The sequence below is a fragment of the Pseudomonas sp. MF09156 genome (genome assembly GCF_059862305.1).
The window spans coordinates 745,303-764,456 of the sequence record NZ_JCBCUR010000001.1 but is presented as its reverse complement, the minus strand read 5'-3'; the positions used below and the strand labels follow the sequence as shown (position 1 = coordinate 764,456).

Genomic DNA, 19,154 nt, shown 5'->3' with positions numbered 1-19,154 from the left:
CCTGTGGAAGCTGGCTGGCCGGCTCCCACATGAGTTATGCGCACCAACCCAAAAAAAAGCGGATAGCCATGGCTACCCGCAAATGCGCACAGAGAGAAGGAGCTTATCGCAACCGTGTTAGAACACCGACTGAATTTTCAGACCGGCGACCAAGGCATTGTCGACTTTATCCACGCCACCTGGGTGGGTGACGTATTGCAGGTTGGGACGCACGGTCAACCAGTTGGTCACGTGGAAGCCGTAGTTGATTTCGTAGTTGTACTCGGTGCTGCGCAGTGGCGCATAACCTACCTGACTGTAATCGGTGAACCCGCCAGCTTCGTTCAACAGCTCGGCGTTCTTGCGCACGTCATCGTTGACGTGCAGGCGCGCAGCGCCAATGCCCACGTCATCTTTTGGACGCGCATCGAATGGGCCCTTGTACACCAGCATGATCGACTGATAGTTGTCGACCGTGTTGGTTTCCTTGTCGTGGAAGGTGGCATTGGCCGCAATGTTCAGGCCGCGGGATGCGTCGCCGTTATGGGTGGTGAGTTGCTGTTGCGCAACGAACCAGTAGCCCTTTTTGCTGCTGCGGGTACGGTAGTCTGCGCCAGTGGTGGCCGCGTTATCGCCGTTGACGTCTTCACGTACATCGGGAGCATCGGCGGCGCTCTTGTAGTAACCCACACGGTATTCGCCCGGCAGGTTATTGACCTTCGGCGACCAGACCAACTCCACCGGGATCACTGTACCTTTGGTGCCACTGCCGCTGAGCTTGAAGCCGTTGCCGTGTTCCAGCTGCGAGGGGTTCTGGTTGTACGCACCGATCTGCGCATACAGCTCTGGCGTGATGTTGTACTTCACGCGGATCGCGGCCTGGCTGACCGGCCAGTTGTACCAGGTGTTGACGTAGTTACCCACTTGGGAACCACAGAACGACAGGTTCTGGAAGTCGCACGGGAAGGTATTGAAGTCTTCGCCCTCACCGAAATAACCGAGTTTCACATCCAGCTTGTTGTCGAACATCTGGTGCTGAATCCAGAACTGGGTCAGGCGCACCATATGGCCACGGCCGTACACTTCTTGAGACGAACTCAGGGTGCCGGCACGTGGGTCGCCAATACGGTCATTGGAGATGTTGCGGCCGTTACGGCTGGTCATCTGGATCTTGGCCTGGGTGTTGTCCCAGCCCCAGAGTTTTTGCAGGTCCAGCGCTACGCCGAGGCCGAACTGGTCAGCATAACGACCGGTTTTATCATCGTTGTAGCCGCCGTGGGCGTTGTAGCCCGCTTCCCCAACGTAGTCGGCCTTGATGTCGATACCCTGCTCGATCAGTTTGGTCCGCTCGCCGCCCCAATCGCCGGTCATCCACTTGGAATCGGCACTGAACGCTTCGTCTGCCATCGCATTGGCAGACAAAACCAGCGCTGCCACTGCTGACAACTGGCAGATCAAGCGAGTGTTGTTATGTTGCTTTTTCATCCCTACATCCTCGTCTTTATTGTTATTAACTGTTTTTATCTAACGCGGTTTACAGCTATTTCCGAAACATCCACATCGAATGTGTGGGAGCGGGCTTGCTCGCGATGGCATCACTGCGGTGTGCCTGGTAGACCGAGCGGCCTGTATCGCGGGCAAGCCCGCTCCCACATTTTGATTTTCAGCGGCCTTTAAATTGGGTGACGTTGTCGGCGTGTTGCACTGGCACTGACGCGGCGGTGCCCAGGCGTTCGCCGGTCTTGGCGTCGAACAGCAGCACCTTGGCCGGATCGAACTGCAAGGTCAGGCTCTCGCCCACTTGCGGCGCTACGTCCGGCGCCAGGCGGCAGCAGACCTTGGTGTCATTGAGCTGCACGAACACCAGGGTGTCCGGGCCGGTCGGCTCGGTCACCTGGACTTCAGCGCGAATGCTCGGCAGGCCATTGCCCTCGCCGCTGGCCAGGACAATTTGCTCCGGGCGCAGGCCAAGGATCACGTCGCGGTCTTCAAGACCCGCATCGTTCATGCCCAATGGCAACTCGCAACGCGCCTGGCCGCTGTCGAGCAGGGCCAGCAGGCGGCCTTCCTTGCGTTGCAGGCGCAGGGGGATGAAGTTCATCGGCGGCGAGCCGATAAAGCTCGCCACAAACAGGTTGGCCGGATCGTTGTAGATGTCTTTGGGCGTGCCGAACTGCTGGATGATGCCGTCCTTCATCACCGCCACTTTGTCGCCCAGGGTCATGGCTTCGATCTGGTCGTGGGTCACATAGACCGTGGTGGTTTTCAGGCGTTGGTGCATCAGTTTCATTTCGGTGCGCATCTCGACCCGCAGCTTGGCGTCGAGGTTGGACAGGGGCTCGTCGAACAGGTAGATCTTCGGCCGCCGCGCCAGCGCCCGGCCCATGGCCACGCGCTGTTGCTGGCCACCGGAGAGCTGGCCCGGCTTGCGATTGAGCAGGTGTTCGATCTGCAGCAACTTGGCCACCCGCGCCACTTCCTCGTCGATGGCCGCCTGGCTCATCTTGCGGATCTTCAGGCCGAATTCGATGTTCTCGCGCACGCTCATGGTCGGGTACAGCGCGTAGGACTGGAACACCATGGCGATGTCCCGGTCCTTGGGGCTCATGCCGCTGACGTCCTGGTCACCGATCATGATCGCGCCGCCGCTGATGTTTTCCAGGCCGGCGATGCAGTTCATCAAGGTGGACTTGCCGCAGCCCGAAGGCCCGACGAGGATCAGGAACTCACCGTCCTTGATCGACAGTTCGATGTTCTTCAGGGTGTCCGGCAGGCCGGCACCATAGGTCTTGTTTACGTTGCGAAGTTCGAGCGTAGCCATGATTACCCCTTGACCGCGCCAGCCGTGAGGCCGCGCACGAAATACTTGCCTGCGACCACATAGACCAGCAGGGTCGGCAGCCCGGCGATCATCGCCGCCGCCATATCAACGTTATATTCCTTGGCCCCGGTGCTGGTATTGACCAGGTTGTTCAGCGCCACCGTGATGGGCTGCGAATCACCGCTTGAGAACACCACGCCAAACAGGAAGTCGTTCCAGATCTGGGTGAACTGCCAGATCAGGCAGACCATGATGATCGGCGTCGACATCGGCAGAATGATCCGACGGAAGATGGTGAAAAATCCCGCGCCATCCAGGCGCGCAGCCTTGACCAGCGCATCCGGAATGCTCACGTAGTAGTTACGGAAGAACAGCGTGGTAAACGCCAGGCCGTAGACCACGTGCACAAACACCAGGCCAGTGGTGGTGCTGGCCAGGCCCATCTTGCCGAGGGTGAACGAGGCCGGCAGCAAGACGGTCTGGAACGGCAGGAAGCAGCCGAACAACAACAGCCCGAAGAACAACTGCGAACCGCGAAAACGCCACATCGACAGCACGTAGCCGTTCAATGCGCCGATGGTGGTGGAGATCAGCACCGCGGGGATGGTGATCATGAACGAGTTCCAGAAATACCCGTTCACCGTGGCCCAGGCCTTGACCCAGCCAATCCCGGTAATCACCGTCGGCCAGCTCAGCAGGTTGCCGGTGCTGATGTCTTCCGGGGTCTTGAAGCTGGTCAGCAGCATGACCACCAGCGGCACCAGGTACAGCACCACGGCCAGGATCAGCACCCCATGGATCGCCAAGCGGCTGAAGCTGATGGAAGGTTTGGCGAGACTAGTCATGGCGCTTGGTCCTCAGCTCGGAGTACAGGTAAGGCACGATGATCGCAAGGATCGCGCCGAGCATCAGGATCGCACTGGCCGAGCCCATGCCCATCTGGCCGCGGCTGAAGGTGAAGGAGTACATGAACATCGCCGGCAGGTCGGACGAGTAGCCAGGGCCACCGGCCGTCATCGCGGCCACCAGGTCGAAGCTCTTGATGGCAATGTGCGCGAGGATCATTACCGCACTGAAAAACACCGGGCGCAGGCTGGGCAGCACCACGCTCCAGTAGATGCGCGGCAGGCTGGCGCCGTCGATCTGCGCGGCACGGATGATCGATTGATCAACCCCACGCAGGCCGGCGAGGAACATCGCCATGATAAAACCCGAGGCTTGCCATACCGCCGCAATCACCAGGCAATACACCACACGATCCGGATCGATCAGCCAGTCCAGGCGAAAGCCTTCCCAGCCCCAGTCGCGCAGCAGTTTGTCCAGGCCCATGCCGGGGTTGAGCAGCCATTTCCAGGCGGTACCGGTGACGATCATCGAGAGCGCCATCGGGTACAGGTAGATGGTGCGGATAAAACCTTCGCGACGGATGCGCTGGTCGAGAAATACCGCCAGCAACACGCCGATCACCAGGGTGATGCCGATAAACATGCCGCCGAACAGCGCCAGGTTTTTGCTCGCCACCCACCAGCGGTCGTTGTCGAACAACCGCGCGTATTGCGCAAGGCCCACCCATTTATAGGTGGGCAGGAAGGTGGAGTTGGTGAACGACAGTACGAACGTCCACAGGATGTAGCCATAGAAGCCCACCAGGACGATGAACATGCTCGGGGCCAGCACCAGTTTGGGGAGCCAGCGCTGCAATGCATCGAACGGCGAGGCCTTGCTGAACACAGCAACAGAACTCATGGGGAAATCCAGGGCAGGGAGTAAGGGGCTAACGGATAACCTTGTGGGGGCCGGCTTCATGTGGGCGCTGGCTTGCCTGCGATGGCATCACCTGGGTGTCACTGCTACACCGAGGCGCCTGCATCGCGGGCAAGCCCGCTCCCACACTAAAGCCCATTCCCCCCAGGGGTTACTTGGCAGACTTGACCGCTGCGCCAAGTTTCTTGGCGGTGTCGGCCGGGTCGGCTTTCGGGTCGTTGATGAAGTTGGTCACCACATCAAAGAACGCACCCTGTACCGCCAGCGTGGTCGCCATGTTGTGCGCCATGCTCGGCTGCAAGCCACCGGACTTGGCATCCACCAGGAAGTCCTTGGCCGCCGTCTGGGCGCAGCTGTCGAAGCCGTACTTGGCCATATCGCCGAGCATGTCGTTGCGCACCGGGATCGAGCCTTTGTTGATGCTGAAGACCTTCTGGAAATTCTCGCCCAGCACCACCTTGGCGATGTCCTGCTGACCGGCCGAGGTGCCGGCATCTTTCTGCTTGAACACCGCCAGGGAGTCGATGTTGTAGGTGAAGGCCTTGTCGGTGCCCGGGAAGGCTACGCACTCGTAGTCCTTGCCGGCGACTTTCTTGGCAGCGGTCCATTCGCTCTTGGCCCAGTCACCCATGATCTGCATGCCGGCCTTGCCGTTGATGACTTTGGCGGCTTCCAGGTTCCAGTCCTGGCCCTTGCCGTCGGCATCCATATAGGTGGCGACTTTTTTCAGCTCGGTCAGCGCCTTGACCATGTCGGGGCCGGTCAGGGTCGCGTTGTCGAGGTCGACCAGGGCTTTCTTGTAGCCGTCCACGCCCATGACCGAGAGCACCACGGCTTCAAACACCGTGCTGTCCTGCCAAGGCTGGCCACCGTGGGCGAGCGGGATGAAGCCTGCGGCCTTGAGCTTGTCACCGGCGGCGTAGAATTCTTCGAGGGTCGTAGGATTTTTGCTGATGCCGGCTTTCTTGAAGACTTCCGGGTTGATCCACAGCCAGTTGACGCGGTGGATATTCACCGGCACGGCGACGTAATCACCTTCGTACTTCACCGTGTCGGAGACTTTCTTGTCGAGCAGATCGTCCCACTTCTCGGCCTTGGCCACGTCCTTCAGGACGTCGGTGTCGAGCAGCCCGGTGGACGCCCATTCCTGGATGTCGGGGCCCTTGATCTGGGCCACGCCTGGCGGGTTGCCGGCGACCGCGCGGCTTTTCAGCACGGTCATGGCAGTGGCGCCACCGCCACCTGCAACGGCCCCGTCTTTCCAGGTAAAACCGTCTTTCTCAACTTGGGCCTTCAGGACATCCACCGCCGCCTTCTCACCGCCCGAGGTCCACCAATGCACAACTTCAACCGTCCCTTTCGAGTCGGCGGCAAATGCACTGAGGGGAAACAACGAGGCAATGGAAATAGCAACGGCGAGGCGATTAATCGCGTTCATCTGAGTACCTTTTTCTTGTTGTTATGCATGCAAGTCTGGAGCTTGCGCTGCATAGGATTCTAAACAGGGATTTTTGCCAGGCACGTAACAAAGGGACGGGCAAATGTCACCACTTGGTGACATAGCAACCGGCCCCCAGCGCACTGGCCATGCTTGGCGATAACGCCAGGCCCGGCAGCAATACGGCCTGCCAGGCATGGTACAGGTCCGGCTTGCCGCCCCAGATCTTGCTGGCGGGCAGGTTTTGCGGGTCGAGTTCGTGGTGCCAACTGCCCTGGACCCGGTCGATCAGGTGGGTTTCACAGAACTCCCAGAACCGCCGGTACCAGACCTCGTAATGCCACTCGCCGGTGCGCTTGAGCAGGGCCTGGGCCGCCGCGCTGGCTTCGGCGTGGGTCCAATGCAGGCGCTCACGCACCACCGGGCGGTAGTGCCAGTCCAGGGTGTAGACCAGGCCCGGGGCCCCATCCACCGCCCAGCCGTATTCACAGGCGCTGGCGAACAAGCCCCTGGCGGCTTCCAGCAACCACTCGGGCGTGACCAGCCCCGCCTGCTGGCGGGCGGCCTCCAGGTGCAGCACCAGGCGCGCCCATTCAAAGCCATGGCCGGGGGTGATGCCGTAGGGGCGAAAGCCATCGGCCGGGTTGTCTTGGTTGTAGCTGTGCAGAGGTTGCCAATGGCGGTCGAAGTGCTCGATCACCATAAACTCATTGGCGCCGGCGTGCTGACGGATCACTCGTTCGACGATGCGCAGCGCCCGCCCCAGCCAGCACGTATCGCCGGTGACATCGGCCAGGGCAAGAAAGGCTTCGGTGGCGTGCATATTACTGTTGGCGCCACGATAGGCTTCTTCGCCGCTCCAGTCCTGGGCGAAGGACTCGAGCATTGCGCCCTCCTCGTCACTCCAGAAATGCTGGTCGATGATCTGGATCGCATCCGTCAGCAGGGCTTGCGCCCCTGGGGCACCCGCGACCACTGCGGAACTGGCGGCCAGGGCGACAAAGGCATGCAGGTAGGCGGCCTTGCCCCTATTGCCGTCACGCGCGCCGGCAACAGCAAACCAGCCGCCATGCTCGGCATCCCGCAACGCGCCGCCGAGGCTGGCCACACCGTGCGCCACCAGCTCGGCATAGCCCGGCAGCCCTTGGGCGTGGGCCATGGCGAAGCTGTGGGTCATGCGGGCGGTGTTCATGGTTTCGGCGCAGGCATCGGCGGGCAGGTGACCGTGGTCGTCGAGGTTGCCGAAGCCTTCAGGCAGCCGCGAGGCCTTGGCAAAGCCCAGCAGACGCTGGCCTTCGGCGGCAAGCCAGGCGTGATGGGCAGGTGCGTTCAGCCAACTGCTGGCAGGCAGTGGTTGCATGGTCATGGGTGGCCCTTTTTGTTTTTGTGGGATAACCGCAGTCTAAACAAGGGTCAGGAAGGGGCAGGTAACGAAAGGGCGAGAAAATGTCACCGAATGGTGACATTGGCAGGAGCCGGCAAGCCGGCTCCAACAATAACAATGATGTCACTGGCCCAGGGGCGTGACCTTGGCCGGCGCGCTCACTTCACGCTGCAGGTTCTGCATCTGGGTCTGCAAGGTCGTGATGTTGCGGGTGGTCTGGATACGGAACACGTCGAACTCTTTGTTCGACGGCCCTTCGGTGGCGGCGCGGTTGTCCAGTTCGCTCTTGATCACCAGCAGGTCCTGCTCCAGGCGCGCAATGGCCGTGGCCGGATTACCCTGCTTCTTCAAGGCTGCCACCTCCGTGCCCAGTTCCTTGACTTCGGCATTCAACTTGGCGGTTTCGGCCTGGGCGGCCTTGAGGGTGGTCAACTCAGTGACCAGACCCAGGACCTGGGCCTGCAACTGGGTATTGGCGGTGGTCAGTTCGGTGGTGCTGGCACTCATCTGCGCCAGGCGCTTGTCCAGGTCGGTGGCCTGGCCCGCCACGCCCAACTGTTGCTTGCCCTGTTCCAGCAATTGGCTTTCCAACTGCTTGATCTGCAGCTTGAGTGCTTCACTGCCGGTATTGACGTTGGCCTCGCTGGCCACCACCTTGCCGGAAATGTCCTGCAAGCGGCCGGCAGCTTCTTCACTGATGCGCGCGAAGCTTTCCTGGGTCGCTACCAGTTGCTGCCCCATCAGGGAAATCTGCTGGAAACTCCACCAGGCCAGGCCGGCAAAGGCGAACAGCAGCGCGCCGACCAGGGCCCACAACGGCCCGGTGCTGGCGCTCTTGACCTTGACCACCGGCGCCGGGCGCGAGCGGATGGCGGTGGCCGCTGTGGGCACAAAATCATCGTCGTCGCCAACGTCGGCCCGCAGGCTCGGCACGTTGTCAAAGTCGTCTTTAGTATCGTTACGCATGAATCAACCTTGAAATAACTACATAAAAACGGCGGGAGTATAAACCCCAGGCCCATCGCCTTGGTCGAACGGCCAGCGAAAAAACGCTTCGCGGTGTTGCCCAGGCTACTTGGTGCCCGGATCCTGGACCTTCCACCAATGGCAAAACTCATCGAGGGCCGTCCACAGGCTGACCTTGGGCTGATAGTCGAGATAGTGCTGTGCGCGGCTGATATCGAGGGTGAAATCCTTGTTCATCACCTGCATCCCCAGGCGTGACAGCGACGGTTCCGGGCGCCCCGGCCACATCGCGCAGCAGGCTTCATTGAGCGCCGCAATGCTGTAGGACAAACCGTAGGAACGGTAACGCGTGACCTGGGGCATTTCCATCTGGCGCATCACGTAGTTGACCACGTCCCACACCGGCACCGGCGTGCCATTGCTGATGTTATAGGCTTTGCCCAGCGCCGATCCGGTGGCCAGCAGGCTGCTGAGCAGCGCCTCGTTGAGGTTGTGCACGCTGGTGAAGTCGACCTTGTTCAGGCCGTCGCCGACGATGGCCAGGCGGTTCTTGCGCTGCATTTTCAACAGGCGCGGGAAGATGCTCATATCACCAGCACCGGTCACAAAGCGCGGGCGCAGGGCCAACACTTCCAGGCCGAACTCCTGGGCGCCGAAGACTTTCTGCTCGGCCAGGTACTTGGTAGCCGCATACGGGTGCTTGAAGCGCTTGGGCACTTGCTCCTCGGTCAGGCCCAGGTGATCGCGGCCATCGAAATAGATCGACGGCGACGACAGGTGCACCAGGCGCCCGACCCGTTGCTTGAGGCAGGCCTCGACCACGTTTTCGGTGACCTGCACATTGCCCTGATGGAAATCCTGGTAACGCCCCCACAACCCCACGGCGCCGGCGCAATGCACCACGGCCTCGACGTCGCGGCACAGGTTGCGTACCAGGTCCGGATCATTCAGATCACCCTGGATAAACTCGGCGCCGCGCCGTACCAGGTGCTCGACACCCTCGGCCCGCCGCCCGTTGACCCGCACGTCCAGGCCCTGCTCCAGGGCAAAACGCGCAAAGCGCCCGCCAATGAAGCCGCTTGCGCCGGTGACCAGAATTTTCATGTGTTACCCCGTGTTCTTTCATTTTTCATCGCAGTTGCGTTGACGCCGACAGTCACTCCAACGGCACCAGCAATTGGCCAGTTGCCCGCGCCAGATGCTCGGTCAACAAGCCGAGCAATTGCCCACCACTGCGCCAATGATGCCAGTACAACGGCACATCGATGGGTTTATCTGGCAATAACTCCACCAGTACGCCCCTTTGCAATTGCTCGCGCACCTGCAATTCCGGCACCAGCCCCCAGCCCAGGCCGGCTTCGGTCAGGCGGATAAAACCTTCGGACGACGGGCATAAATGGTGTTCGAAACCTCCATCCACACCTAGGGATGCGAGGTAGCGATGTTGTAGGAAATCATCCGGGCCAAACACCAGCGCCGGCGTACGCGCCAACTGATCGGCGCGCACGCTGCCTGGAAAGTGCCGGGAGATAAACGCCGGACTGGCCAACGCCCGATAGCGCATGGCCCCCAGCAACAGGCTGCGGGCCCCGGCCACCGGACGCTCGCTGGCGCAGACGCAGGCCGCCACTTCGCCGGCGCGCATGCGCTTGAGGCCGACGGTCTGGTCTTCAACCACCAGGTCCAGCAACAAATGTTGCTCGGCGCAAAAGTCGCCCACCGCCTGCGCCCACCACGTCGCCAGGCTGTCGGCGTTGATGGCAATCCGCAGGCGTTCAGGCATGCCCTCTTCATCCAGGGCTGGCACCTGGCTTTGCAGGTCGCGCTCCAGCAGGCGCACCTGCTGCACATGGTTGAGCAGGCGCCGGCCGATTTCCGTGGGGGTTGGCGGCGTCGCGCGCACCAGTACCGGCTGGCCGATGCGCGCTTCGAGCAATTTGATGCGCTGGGAGATGGCCGATTGCGACACCCCGAGTACCTGGGCACCGCGCTCGAAACCGGCCTGTTCCACCACCGCCGCGAGGGCCGACAGCAATTTGTAGTCGAACATCAGTTTTCCTAATGAGCGATGAGCAATATTGGTTTTTCTTATACAGCGCCACACCTGAGAATGACCAGCATCGCGTGTTTACTTTCTTTCAAGGATCTCCCAATGGCTGGCGAAACCGCCCTGGCAACCCTGCTGCGCAGCATGAGTCCACAGCTCAATGCCGGCGACTACGTGTTCTGCACCCTGGCCGATAACCGCCTGCCCGCCTGCGAAGTGATCGGCAGCTTTCGCGAACAGGAAGGCTTGACGGTGATTGTCGAGCGCCAACAAGCCGAACAGGCCGGCCTGGCCTTTGAGTATGTGGCGGCGTGGATCACCTTGAACGTGCATTCGGCCCTGGAAGCCGTGGGCCTGACCGCCGCCTTCGCCAGCGCCCTGGGACGTGCCGGGATCAGTTGCAATGTGGTCGCCGGCTATTACCACGATCACCTGTTTGTCGGGCGCAGCGATGCGCAGCAGGCAATGGATGTGTTGCAACAACTGGCGGCGGGCGCGGAGTAAATCCTATGTGGCAGAGTTATGTTAACGGCCTGCTGGTAGCCCTCGGGCTGATCATGGCGATCGGTACGCAAAACGCATTTGTGCTGGCCCAGAGCCTGCGTCGCGAACACCACCTGCCGGTTGCGGCCTTGTGCGTGGTGTGTGATGCGCTGCTGGTGGCCGCCGGGGTATTTGGCCTGGCGACGGTGCTGGCACATAACCCTGTGCTGCTGGCGATTGCCCGTTGGGGCGGGGCGGCGTTCCTGCTGTGGTACGGCGCCCTGGCCTTGCGCCGCGCCTGTTCGCGGCAGAGCCTGGGCCAAGGCCAAGGGCAGAAGGTGCGCTCATTGCGCGCAGTGATGCTCAGCGCCCTGGCGGTGACCCTGCTCAACCCCCATGTGTACCTGGACACCGTCTTGCTGATCGGCTCCCTCGGCGCCCAGCAAACCGAGCCGGGCGCTTATGTCGCAGGCGCCGCCAGCGCTTCGTTGCTGTGGTTTTCCGCCCTGGCCCTCGGCGCCGCATGGCTGGCCCCGTGGCTGGCGCGCCCGGCGACCTGGCGCCTGCTGGACCTGTTGGTGGCGGTGATGATGTTCAGCGTGGCCTATCAATTGATCAGTACCTGAGGAATATTCCAAAACGCTCTGGAACCTCTATCCCACACAGTTGTTGCGTGGTTTTGCCGCACCCCCAGTGCTATGATCCAGCCCCTGCGCCGCAAAGAGTACAAACTCCCCGGCGCTTGTTTGGCCGCCCGTGATCGGCCTTGCGCTCACCGCAACTGACCTGATTAGGAGAATTATCATGGCTTTCGAATTGCCGCCGCTGCCGTACGCACACGATGCCCTGCAGCCGCACATCTCCAAGGAAACCCTGGAGTTCCACCACGACAAGCACCACAACACCTATGTCGTGAACCTGAACAACCTGGTGCCTGGCACCGAGTTCGAAGGCAAGACCCTGGAAGAGATCGTCAAGTCCTCTTCGGGTGGCATCTTCAACAACGCAGCCCAAGTCTGGAACCACACCTTCTACTGGAACTGCCTGGCGCCAAACGCCGGCGGTCAACCGACTGGCGCATTGGCTGAAGCGATCAACGCTGCTTTCGGTTCGTTCGACAAGTTCAAGGAAGAGTTCACCAAGACTTCCGTCGGCACCTTCGGTTCCGGTTGGGGCTGGCTGGTGAAAAAGGCTGACGGTTCCCTGGCCCTGGCCAGCACCATCGGCGCCGGCAACCCGCTGACCAGCGGCGATACCCCGCTGCTGACCTGCGACGTCTGGGAACACGCCTACTACATCGACTACCGCAACGTGCGTCCAAAGTATGTGGAAGCGTTCTGGAACCTGGTCAACTGGAAGTTCGTGGCTGAGCAGTTCGAAGGCAAGACCTTCACTGCCTAAGCAATCCTTGCAGTAAAAAAGAGCCCGGCGATTGCCGGGCTTTTTTGTGCCCGGTTGAAAATCATGGCACTCCAGCAGCGGAACCCAACGACAGGAATCGACCACAGAGCCCGTGGGAGAAATAACTTCCTCATCTATCTAAGGAGTGTCAGCTATGGGTGGATTAATAAGCGGGATGATGGGCGCAGCCTCGGCAGCCTTGCCGGGGATTGGGCAACTCGTGGGAGCGATGGCGGAAACAGCGGCGAAAATGTTGAAGGGCGGATCAGGTGAAAACGAGGAGAAGGATTCCGGAAAAGTCGCCGAAGATGTCCATGTAAAAACCAATGTGAGCATTACTTACTAAACGGTAAAGCTACCGAGCAGCTCTCGGTGCAGGTAAAAAAGCACACGCCTGCGCTCCCACCAGCAGTGCAAAAGGGCGGCGGACAAGATCCGCCCGCCGCCTTCCCGCCCTTCATCGACTAGGCTCCAGACGCTACCCAGCGCATTGTCCCTTTGACTGCCATCTCGGGATTGCCAATACTCATGGCATATTGAGGCTACCCGCATGGAACAAGGAATGACCCTTTGAAGCTGGAACTCAAAAACAGCTTGTCGGTGAAGTTGCTCCGGGTGGTGCTCTTGTCGGCACTGATTGTGGGCGTAGCACTGAGCGTGGCGCAGATCGTCTTTGATGCCTACAAGACGCGCCAGGCCGTGGCCGGCGATGCCCAGCGCATCCTCGACATGTTTCGCGACCCCTCGACCCAGGCCGTCTACAGCCTGGATCGTGAGATGGGCATGCAGGTCATCGAAGGCCTGTTTCAGGATGATGCAGTGCGCATGGCCTCCATTGGCCATCCCAACGAGCCCATGCTCGCCGAAAAGAGCCGGGATTTGCAGCACTCCCCCAGCCGCTGGCTGACGGATGTGATTCTTGGCCAGGAGCGCACCTTCACCACCCCATTGGTGGGGCGCGGGCCCTATAGCGAATATTACGGCGACCTGAGCATCACCCTCGACACGGCCACCTATGGCCAGGGCTTCATCGTCAATTCGGTGATCATTTTTATCTCCGGGGTGCTGCGCGCCCTGGCCATGGGCCTGGTGTTGTATCTGGTCTATCACTGGCTGCTGACCAAGCCCCTGTCGCGGATCATCAGCCACCTCAGTTCGATCAACCCCGACCGCCCCAGCGAGCACAAGATCCCCCAGCTCAAGGGCCACGAAAAAAACGAACTGGGGCTGTGGATCAATACCGCCAACCAGTTGCTGGCGTCCATCGAACGCAACACCCACCTGCGCCACGAAGCAGAAAACAGCCTGCTGCGCATGGCCCAGTACGACTTCCTCACGGGCTTGCCCAACCGCCAGAAGCTGCAGGAGCAACTGGACAAGATCCTGATCGACGCCGGACGCCGGCAACGCCGGGTCGCGGTATTGTGCGTGGGGCTGGATGACTTCAAAAGTGTCAATGAGCAGTACACCTACCAGGCCGGCGACCAATTGCTGCTGGCCCTGGCCGACCGCCTGCGCGCCCACAGTGGTCGCCTCGGCGCCCTCGCCCGCCTGGGTGGCGACCAGTTCGCCCTGGTCCAGGCCGATATCGAGCAACCCTACGAAGCCGCCGAGCTGGCACAAAGCATTCTCGATGACCTGGAAGCCGAGTTCGCCCTCGACCACGAACAGATCCGCCTGCGCGCCACCATCGGTATCACCTTGTTTCCCGAAGACGGCGACAGCACCGAGAAGCTGCTGCAAAAAGCCGAGCAGACCATGACCCTGGCCAAGAGCCGCTCGCGCAACCGCTACCAGTTCTATATCGCCAGTGTCGACAGCGAGATGCGCCGCCGCCGCGAACTGGAAAAAGACCTGCGTGAAGCCCTGGGCCGCGACCAGTTTCACCTGGTGTACCAACCGCAGATCAGCTATGTCGACCATCGTGTGGTCGGGGTCGAGGCGCTGATTCGTTGGCAACACCCGGAACACGGGCTGGTGCCACCGGACCTGTTTATCCCGCTGGCGGAACAGAACGGCACCATCATCCCCATTGGCGAATGGGTGCTGGACCAGGCCTGCCGGCAATTGCGCGAGTGGCATGACCTGGGCTTCAGCGAGCTGCGCATGGCGGTCAACCTGTCCACGGTGCAACTGCACCACGCCGAACTGCCACGGGTGGTCAACAACCTGTTGCAGATCTACCGCCTGCCGCCGCGCAGCCTGGAGCTGGAAGTGACCGAGACCGGCCTGATGGAAGACATCAGCACCGCTGCCCAGCACTTGCTGAGCCTGCGCCGCTCCGGCGCGTTGATTGCCATCGACGACTTCGGCACCGGCTACTCGTCACTGAGCTACCTGAAAAGCCTGCCGCTGGACAAAATCAAAATCGACAAGAGCTTTGTCCAGGACCTGCTGGATGACGACGACGATGCCACCATCGTGCGGGCAATCATCCAACTGGGCAAAAGCCTGGGCATGCAAGTCATCGCCGAAGGCGTGGAGACGCCCGAGCAGGAAGCCTACATCATCAGCGAAGGCTGCCACGAAGGTCAGGGCTATCACTACAGCAAGCCCCTGCCGGCCCGTGAGTTGGCGGCCTATCTCAAACAGGCCGAGCGCAATAACGCTGCCATCCTGTAAAGCCATGATGGCCACCCAAGGCACGGCCTTGGGCGGCTGGCGCTGGAATGTTAAATTTTTACTGCGTTAACTCTTTACAGAAAATGCAAATCTTTCGCATTATGTCGCAGTTTTGCGCGCCGCACTGCGCCCCGATCAACTACCGAAGCAGGATGTTCGCCATGATTCGTATGCCCCTGGCCACCGCCAGTCTGCTGGCCATCGCCATTTCTCTCGCCGGCTGCGGCGAGGGTAAAGACAAGGCCGCCGCTCCCCAGGCGCCAACGCCAGCTGCCAGCACTCCCGCTCCAACGGCTGCCGCTACCGCCGGCCAGGTTGACGAGGCTGCCGCCAAGGCGGTCGTCGCGCACTACGCAGACATCGTATTCGCGGTATACAGCGACTCCGAGTCCACTGCTAAAACCCTGCAGACCGCCATCGACACCTTCCTCGCCAACCCCAACGACGAAACCCTGAAGGCCGCCCGTACCGCCTGGATCGCCGCGCGCGTACCGTACCTGCAGAGCGAAGTGTTCCGCTTCGGCAACACCATCATTGACGATTGGGAAGGCCAGGTGAACGCCTGGCCTCTGGACGAAGGCCTGATCGACTATGTCGACAAATCCTACGAACACGCTCTCGGCAACCCAGGCGCCACCGCCAACATCATCGCCAACACCGAGATCCAGGTCGGCGAAGACAAGATCGACGTCAAGGAAATCACTGCGGAGAAACTTGCCAGCCTCAATGAGCTGGGCGGTTCCGAAGCCAACGTCGCCACTGGCTACCACGCCATCGAATTCCTGCTCTGGGGCCAGGACCTGAACGGCACCGGCCCTGGCGCCGGCAACCGTCCAGCGTCGGACTACCTGCAAGGCGACGGCGCCACCGGTGGGCATAACGAGCGTCGCCGCACTTACCTGCGCGCCGTGACTCAACTGCTGGTCAGCGACCTTGAAGAAATGGTCGGCAACTGGAAACCCAACGTCGAAGACAACTACCGCGCCACCCTGGAAGCAGAGCCTGGCACCGACGGCCTGCGCAAGATGCTGTTCGGCATGGGCAGCCTGTCTCTGGGTGAACTGGCGGGCGAGCGCATGAAAGTGTCCCTGGAAGCCAACTCGCCGGAAGACGAGCACGACTGCTTCAGCGACAACACGCACTACTCGCACTTCTACGACGCCAAGGGCATCCGCAACGTCTACCTGGGCGAGTACACCCGCACCGACGGCACCAAGCTGACCGGCGCCAGCCTGTCGTCCCTGGTGGCCAAGGTCGACCCGGCTGCCGATGAAGCCCTCAAGGCTGACCTGGCGGCTACCGAAGCGAAGATCCAGGTCATTGTCGACCACGCCAACAAGGGTGAGCACTACGACCAGTTGATCGCCGCCGGCAACACCGCGGGCAACCAGATCGTGCGCGACGCCATCGCGGCCCTGGTCAAGCAGACCGGCTCTATCGAGCAAGCTGCTGGCAAACTGGGCATCGGCGACCTGAACCCGGACAACGCTGATCACGAGTTCTGATCCGCGCGGTTTGAATGAGGCGGCCTTCGGGTCGCCTTTTTTGTATTCATCGTTTGCAGTCGCCCTCTCCCCTGTAGGAGCTGGCTTGCCTGCGATGGCGGTGACTGACCCACCGCTATCGCAGGCAAGCCAGCTCCCACACAAGCCAGCTCCCCATTAAGCCAAGTCCTACATCAGATCCGCGCCCCCCTTTGCAGCCCCCGGTTTACAAGCCCTGCACCGCAGGTAGAATGGCGCCTCCAACCGTCACCCGAGCGCAATTCATGGCAATGCCGACCCTGCGGATCATTGGTTTCATCATCGGCATCTTCCTGATTACCCTCGCGGTCGCCATGGTCGTGCCCATGGCGACCCTGGTGTTTTTCGACCGCACCAGCGACCTGCCGTCCTTTCTCTGGGCAAGCATGATCACCTTTATCGCCGGCCTGGCGCTGGTGATCCCCGGGCGCCCGGAACAGGTGCAACTGCGCCCCCGGGACATGTACCTGCTGACCGTCAGCAGTTGGGTGGTGGTGTGTATCTTTGCCGCGCTGCCGTTTTTGCTGACCCAGCACATCAGCTACACCGACTCGTTCTTTGAAAGCATGTCCGGCATCACCGCCACTGGCGCCACCGTGCTCAGTGGCCTGGACACCATGTCGCCGGGCATTCTGATGTGGCGCTCGATGCTGCACTGGCTTGGCGGCATCGGCTTTATCGGCATGGCGGTGGCGATCCTGCCGCTGCTGCGCATCGGTGGCATGCGCCTGTTCCAGACTGAATCCTCGGACCGCTCCGAGAAGGTCATGCCGCGCTCGCATATGGTGGCGCGGCTGATCGTGGCGGCCTATGTCGGTATCACCATCCTCGGCAGCCTCGGCTTCTGGTGGGCCGGCATGGGCCTGTTCGACGCGATCAACCATGCGATGTCAGCCATTTCCACGGGCGGTTTCTCGACGTCCGACGAGTCATTGGCGCACTGGAAACAACCTGCCGTGCATTGGGTGGCGGTCGTCGTGATGATCATGGGAAGCCTGCCGTTTGCCTTGTATGTCGCCACCTTGCGCGGCAACCGCAAGGCGCTGATCAAGGACCAGCAGGTACAGGGCCTGCTCGGGATGCTGCTGGTGACCTGGGTCGTGCTCGGCACCTGGTACTGGTGGACCACCGACCTGCACTGGCTGGATGCGCTGCGCCATGTGGCGCTGAACGTCACCTCCGTGGTGACCACCACCGGCTTTGCCCTCGGCGACTACAGCCTGTGGGGCAATTTCTCACTGATGCTGTTCTTCTATCTGGGCTTTGTCGGCGGTTGCTCGGGCTCCACCGCCGGCGGGATCAAGATTTTCCGCTTCCAGGTCGCCTATATCCTGCTCAAGGCCAACTTGAACCAACTGATTCACCCAAGGGCGGTGATCAAGCAGAAATACAACGGCCACCGCCTGGACGAAGAAATCGTGCGGTCGATCCTGACCTTCTCGTTCTTCTTTGCCATCACCATCTGCATGATCGCCCTGGCCCTGTCGCTGCTGGGCGTGGACTGGATGACTGCCTTGACCGGCGCCGCCAGTACCGTCTCCGGCGTGGGCCCGGGGCTGGGCGAGACCATCGGCCCGGCCGGCAACTTCGCGACCCTGCCGGACGCCGCCAAGTGGATCCTGTCCCTGGGCATGCTGCTCGGCCGGCTGGAAATCATTACGGTGTTTGTGCTGTGTATGCCAGCGTTCTGGCGGCACTGACATTCGCTGAAGTTTCCAGTAGCCGCGCCCGGTATTCGCCGGGCGTGGCATCGAACCAGCGGCGAAACGCGCGGAAGAAGTTACTCGGGTCGGCAAACCCCAGCAGGTAGGCGATTTCCAGCAGGGTCATGCTCGGCTGCGCCAGGTACTGCTCGGCCAACTCGCGGCGGGTATCGTCGAGCAGGGTCTGGAAGCTGGTGCCCTCCTCCTGCAAACGCCGCTGCAAGGTGCGCTGGGACAGGTGCAAGGTCTGCGCCACCACCTCACGCTTGGGTTCGCCCTGGGGCAGCAGCCGGCATAGCACCTGGCGGGCCTTGTGGGTCACGCGGCTCTCGGAAAACCTGGCCAGGTATTCCCCGGCAAACCGATCGTGCAACAGCGCCATCGCTTCATTGGCAGTGGGCAGCGGCGCTTCCATGTCCTCCCGCTCGAAGATCAGCGCGTCATACGGTGCGTTGAACACCAGCGGTGCATGAAAGGCCTGTCTATAGGGTTCCAGGTCGGCAGGCTGAGCGCCTTGCACCAGCACTTTGCGCGGCTGCAACGTGCGCCCGGTCAGCCAGCCACATAACGCCAGCGCGCAGGCCAGCGAGGCCTCGGCGCTTTGCCGGGTGGGCGGCAGGTGGTCGCCGTGCACCGTGAGGATCAAGGCATAGCCTTCGGGCAACAGACGGAAACTCAGGTCGGCGCTTTCGGCAATGATCCGCTGGTAGCGCACCAGCCGGGTAAAGCCTTCGGCCAGGGTGCTGCTGGACATCAAGGCGTAGCCGGCCACATGGAACGACGCCGGGCGCACCACCTTGCCCATGTTCAGGCCGATGGCCGGATTGCCCGACACCTCCACCGCCCGCTGCCAGAGCCGGGTCATGGAGTCCTGGGGGAACCGCGCGTCGGGGTCGTCCAGGGCGCGGTAATCCAGGCCCAGCTGTTTGAACAGGGCGCGGCAATCCAGGCCCTCGAGCTCCAGCGCCTTGACAATCCCCATCGCCCAACTTGCAGAAGTCGTTCGTTCGTTCATGGCGTTTT

At 61.5% G+C, this 19,154-nt stretch carries 17 protein-coding genes; 7 read left to right on the top strand and 10 right to left on the bottom strand.

The window, feature by feature from the left end; genetic code table 11:
• Positions 1 to 117: 117 nt before the first annotated feature.
• The 9 genes from AC19YY_RS03590 to AC19YY_RS03550 all read right to left on the bottom strand — a co-directional run bounded on the left by AC19YY_RS03590 (position 118) and on the right by AC19YY_RS03550 (position 10,402).
• The gene (locus AC19YY_RS03590; protein ID WP_169955350.1) at positions 118 to 1,464 is read right to left on the bottom strand and encodes a carbohydrate porin; all 1,347 of its coding nucleotides are present in this window, start codon (positions 1,462 to 1,464) and stop codon (positions 118 to 120) included.
• 178 nt (positions 1,465 to 1,642) lie between these two features.
• Positions 1,643 to 2,800 carry an ABC transporter ATP-binding protein gene (locus AC19YY_RS03585; protein WP_057444178.1) on the bottom strand — a complete coding sequence of 386 codons (1,158 nt, stop codon included), beginning with the start codon at positions 2,798 to 2,800 and terminating at the stop codon, positions 1,643 to 1,645.
• A gap of 2 nt (positions 2,801 to 2,802) precedes the next feature.
• Entirely contained in the window at positions 2,803 to 3,645 is an 843-nt protein-coding gene (locus AC19YY_RS03580; RefSeq protein ID WP_169955352.1) for a carbohydrate ABC transporter permease, read from the bottom strand.
• Positions 3,638 to 4,546: a carbohydrate ABC transporter permease gene (locus tag AC19YY_RS03575; protein WP_029296391.1), complete on the bottom strand. Its 909-nt coding sequence runs from the start codon at positions 4,544 to 4,546 to the stop codon at positions 3,638 to 3,640. Before AC19YY_RS03575 ends, AC19YY_RS03580 begins: the two co-directional genes overlap by 8 nt.
• 169 nt (positions 4,547 to 4,715) lie before the next feature.
• A complete protein-coding gene (locus AC19YY_RS03570; RefSeq protein ID WP_169955353.1) occupies positions 4,716 to 6,002 on the bottom strand; it encodes an ABC transporter substrate-binding protein in 1,287 nt (428 codons plus the stop codon).
• 106 nt (positions 6,003 to 6,108) lie between these two features.
• Positions 6,109 to 7,368 (bottom strand): D-mannose isomerase, encoded by a 1,260-nt coding sequence (locus tag AC19YY_RS03565; protein ID WP_500603864.1) that lies wholly within the window; start codon positions 7,366 to 7,368, stop codon positions 6,109 to 6,111.
• A 141-nt stretch (positions 7,369 to 7,509) separates the two neighbouring features.
• Positions 7,510 to 8,352, bottom strand: coding sequence for an ATPase (locus tag AC19YY_RS03560; RefSeq protein ID WP_169955355.1), 843 nt, complete (start codon positions 8,350 to 8,352; stop codon positions 7,510 to 7,512).
• Between the two features lie 105 nt (positions 8,353 to 8,457).
• Complete coding sequence (locus tag AC19YY_RS03555; RefSeq protein ID WP_169955356.1) at positions 8,458 to 9,456, bottom strand: NAD-dependent epimerase/dehydratase family protein; 999 nt, start codon at positions 9,454 to 9,456, stop codon at positions 8,458 to 8,460.
• A gap of 52 nt (positions 9,457 to 9,508) precedes the next feature.
• A complete protein-coding gene (locus AC19YY_RS03550) occupies positions 9,509 to 10,402 on the bottom strand; it encodes a LysR family transcriptional regulator ArgP (RefSeq protein ID WP_169955357.1) in 894 nt (297 codons plus the stop codon).
• A gap of 102 nt (positions 10,403 to 10,504) precedes the next feature.
• Between AC19YY_RS03550 and AC19YY_RS03545 the strand changes: the two genes are divergently transcribed.
• The 7 genes from AC19YY_RS03545 to AC19YY_RS03515 all read left to right on the top strand — a co-directional run bounded on the left by AC19YY_RS03545 (position 10,505) and on the right by AC19YY_RS03515 (position 18,128).
• Positions 10,505 to 10,903 (top strand): ACT domain-containing protein, encoded by a 399-nt coding sequence (locus AC19YY_RS03545; protein ID WP_169955358.1) that lies wholly within the window; start codon positions 10,505 to 10,507, stop codon positions 10,901 to 10,903.
• Positions 10,904 to 10,908: 5 nt separating this feature from the next.
• On the top strand, positions 10,909 to 11,508 hold the full coding sequence (locus tag AC19YY_RS03540) for a LysE/ArgO family amino acid transporter (RefSeq protein WP_500603863.1): 600 nt from the start codon (positions 10,909 to 10,911) through the stop codon (positions 11,506 to 11,508).
• A 178-nt stretch (positions 11,509 to 11,686) separates the two neighbouring features.
• Positions 11,687 to 12,283 carry a superoxide dismutase gene (locus AC19YY_RS03535; protein WP_017125974.1) on the top strand — a complete coding sequence of 199 codons (597 nt, stop codon included), beginning with the start codon at positions 11,687 to 11,689 and terminating at the stop codon, positions 12,281 to 12,283.
• A 154-nt stretch (positions 12,284 to 12,437) separates the two neighbouring features.
• The gene (locus AC19YY_RS03530) at positions 12,438 to 12,629 is read left to right on the top strand and encodes a hypothetical protein (protein WP_169955360.1); all 192 of its coding nucleotides are present in this window, start codon (positions 12,438 to 12,440) and stop codon (positions 12,627 to 12,629) included.
• 224 nt (positions 12,630 to 12,853) lie between these two features.
• On the top strand, positions 12,854 to 14,905 hold the full coding sequence (locus AC19YY_RS03525) for a putative bifunctional diguanylate cyclase/phosphodiesterase (RefSeq protein ID WP_169955361.1): 2,052 nt from the start codon (positions 12,854 to 12,856) through the stop codon (positions 14,903 to 14,905).
• Between the two features lie 161 nt (positions 14,906 to 15,066).
• The gene (locus AC19YY_RS03520) at positions 15,067 to 16,410 is read left to right on the top strand and encodes an imelysin family protein (RefSeq protein WP_169955362.1); all 1,344 of its coding nucleotides are present in this window, start codon (positions 15,067 to 15,069) and stop codon (positions 16,408 to 16,410) included.
• Between the two features lie 263 nt (positions 16,411 to 16,673).
• Positions 16,674 to 18,128, top strand: a complete 1,455-nt coding sequence (locus AC19YY_RS03515; RefSeq protein ID WP_169955363.1) for a TrkH family potassium uptake protein — start codon at positions 16,674 to 16,676, stop codon at positions 18,126 to 18,128.
• On the opposite strand, the gene AC19YY_RS03510 is transcribed toward AC19YY_RS03515, so the two are convergent.
• Complete coding sequence (locus AC19YY_RS03510) at positions 18,085 to 19,146, bottom strand: AraC family transcriptional regulator (protein WP_500603862.1); 1,062 nt, start codon at positions 19,144 to 19,146, stop codon at positions 18,085 to 18,087. The genes AC19YY_RS03515 and AC19YY_RS03510 overlap by 44 nt on opposite strands.
• Positions 19,147 to 19,154: the final 8 nt, after the last annotated feature.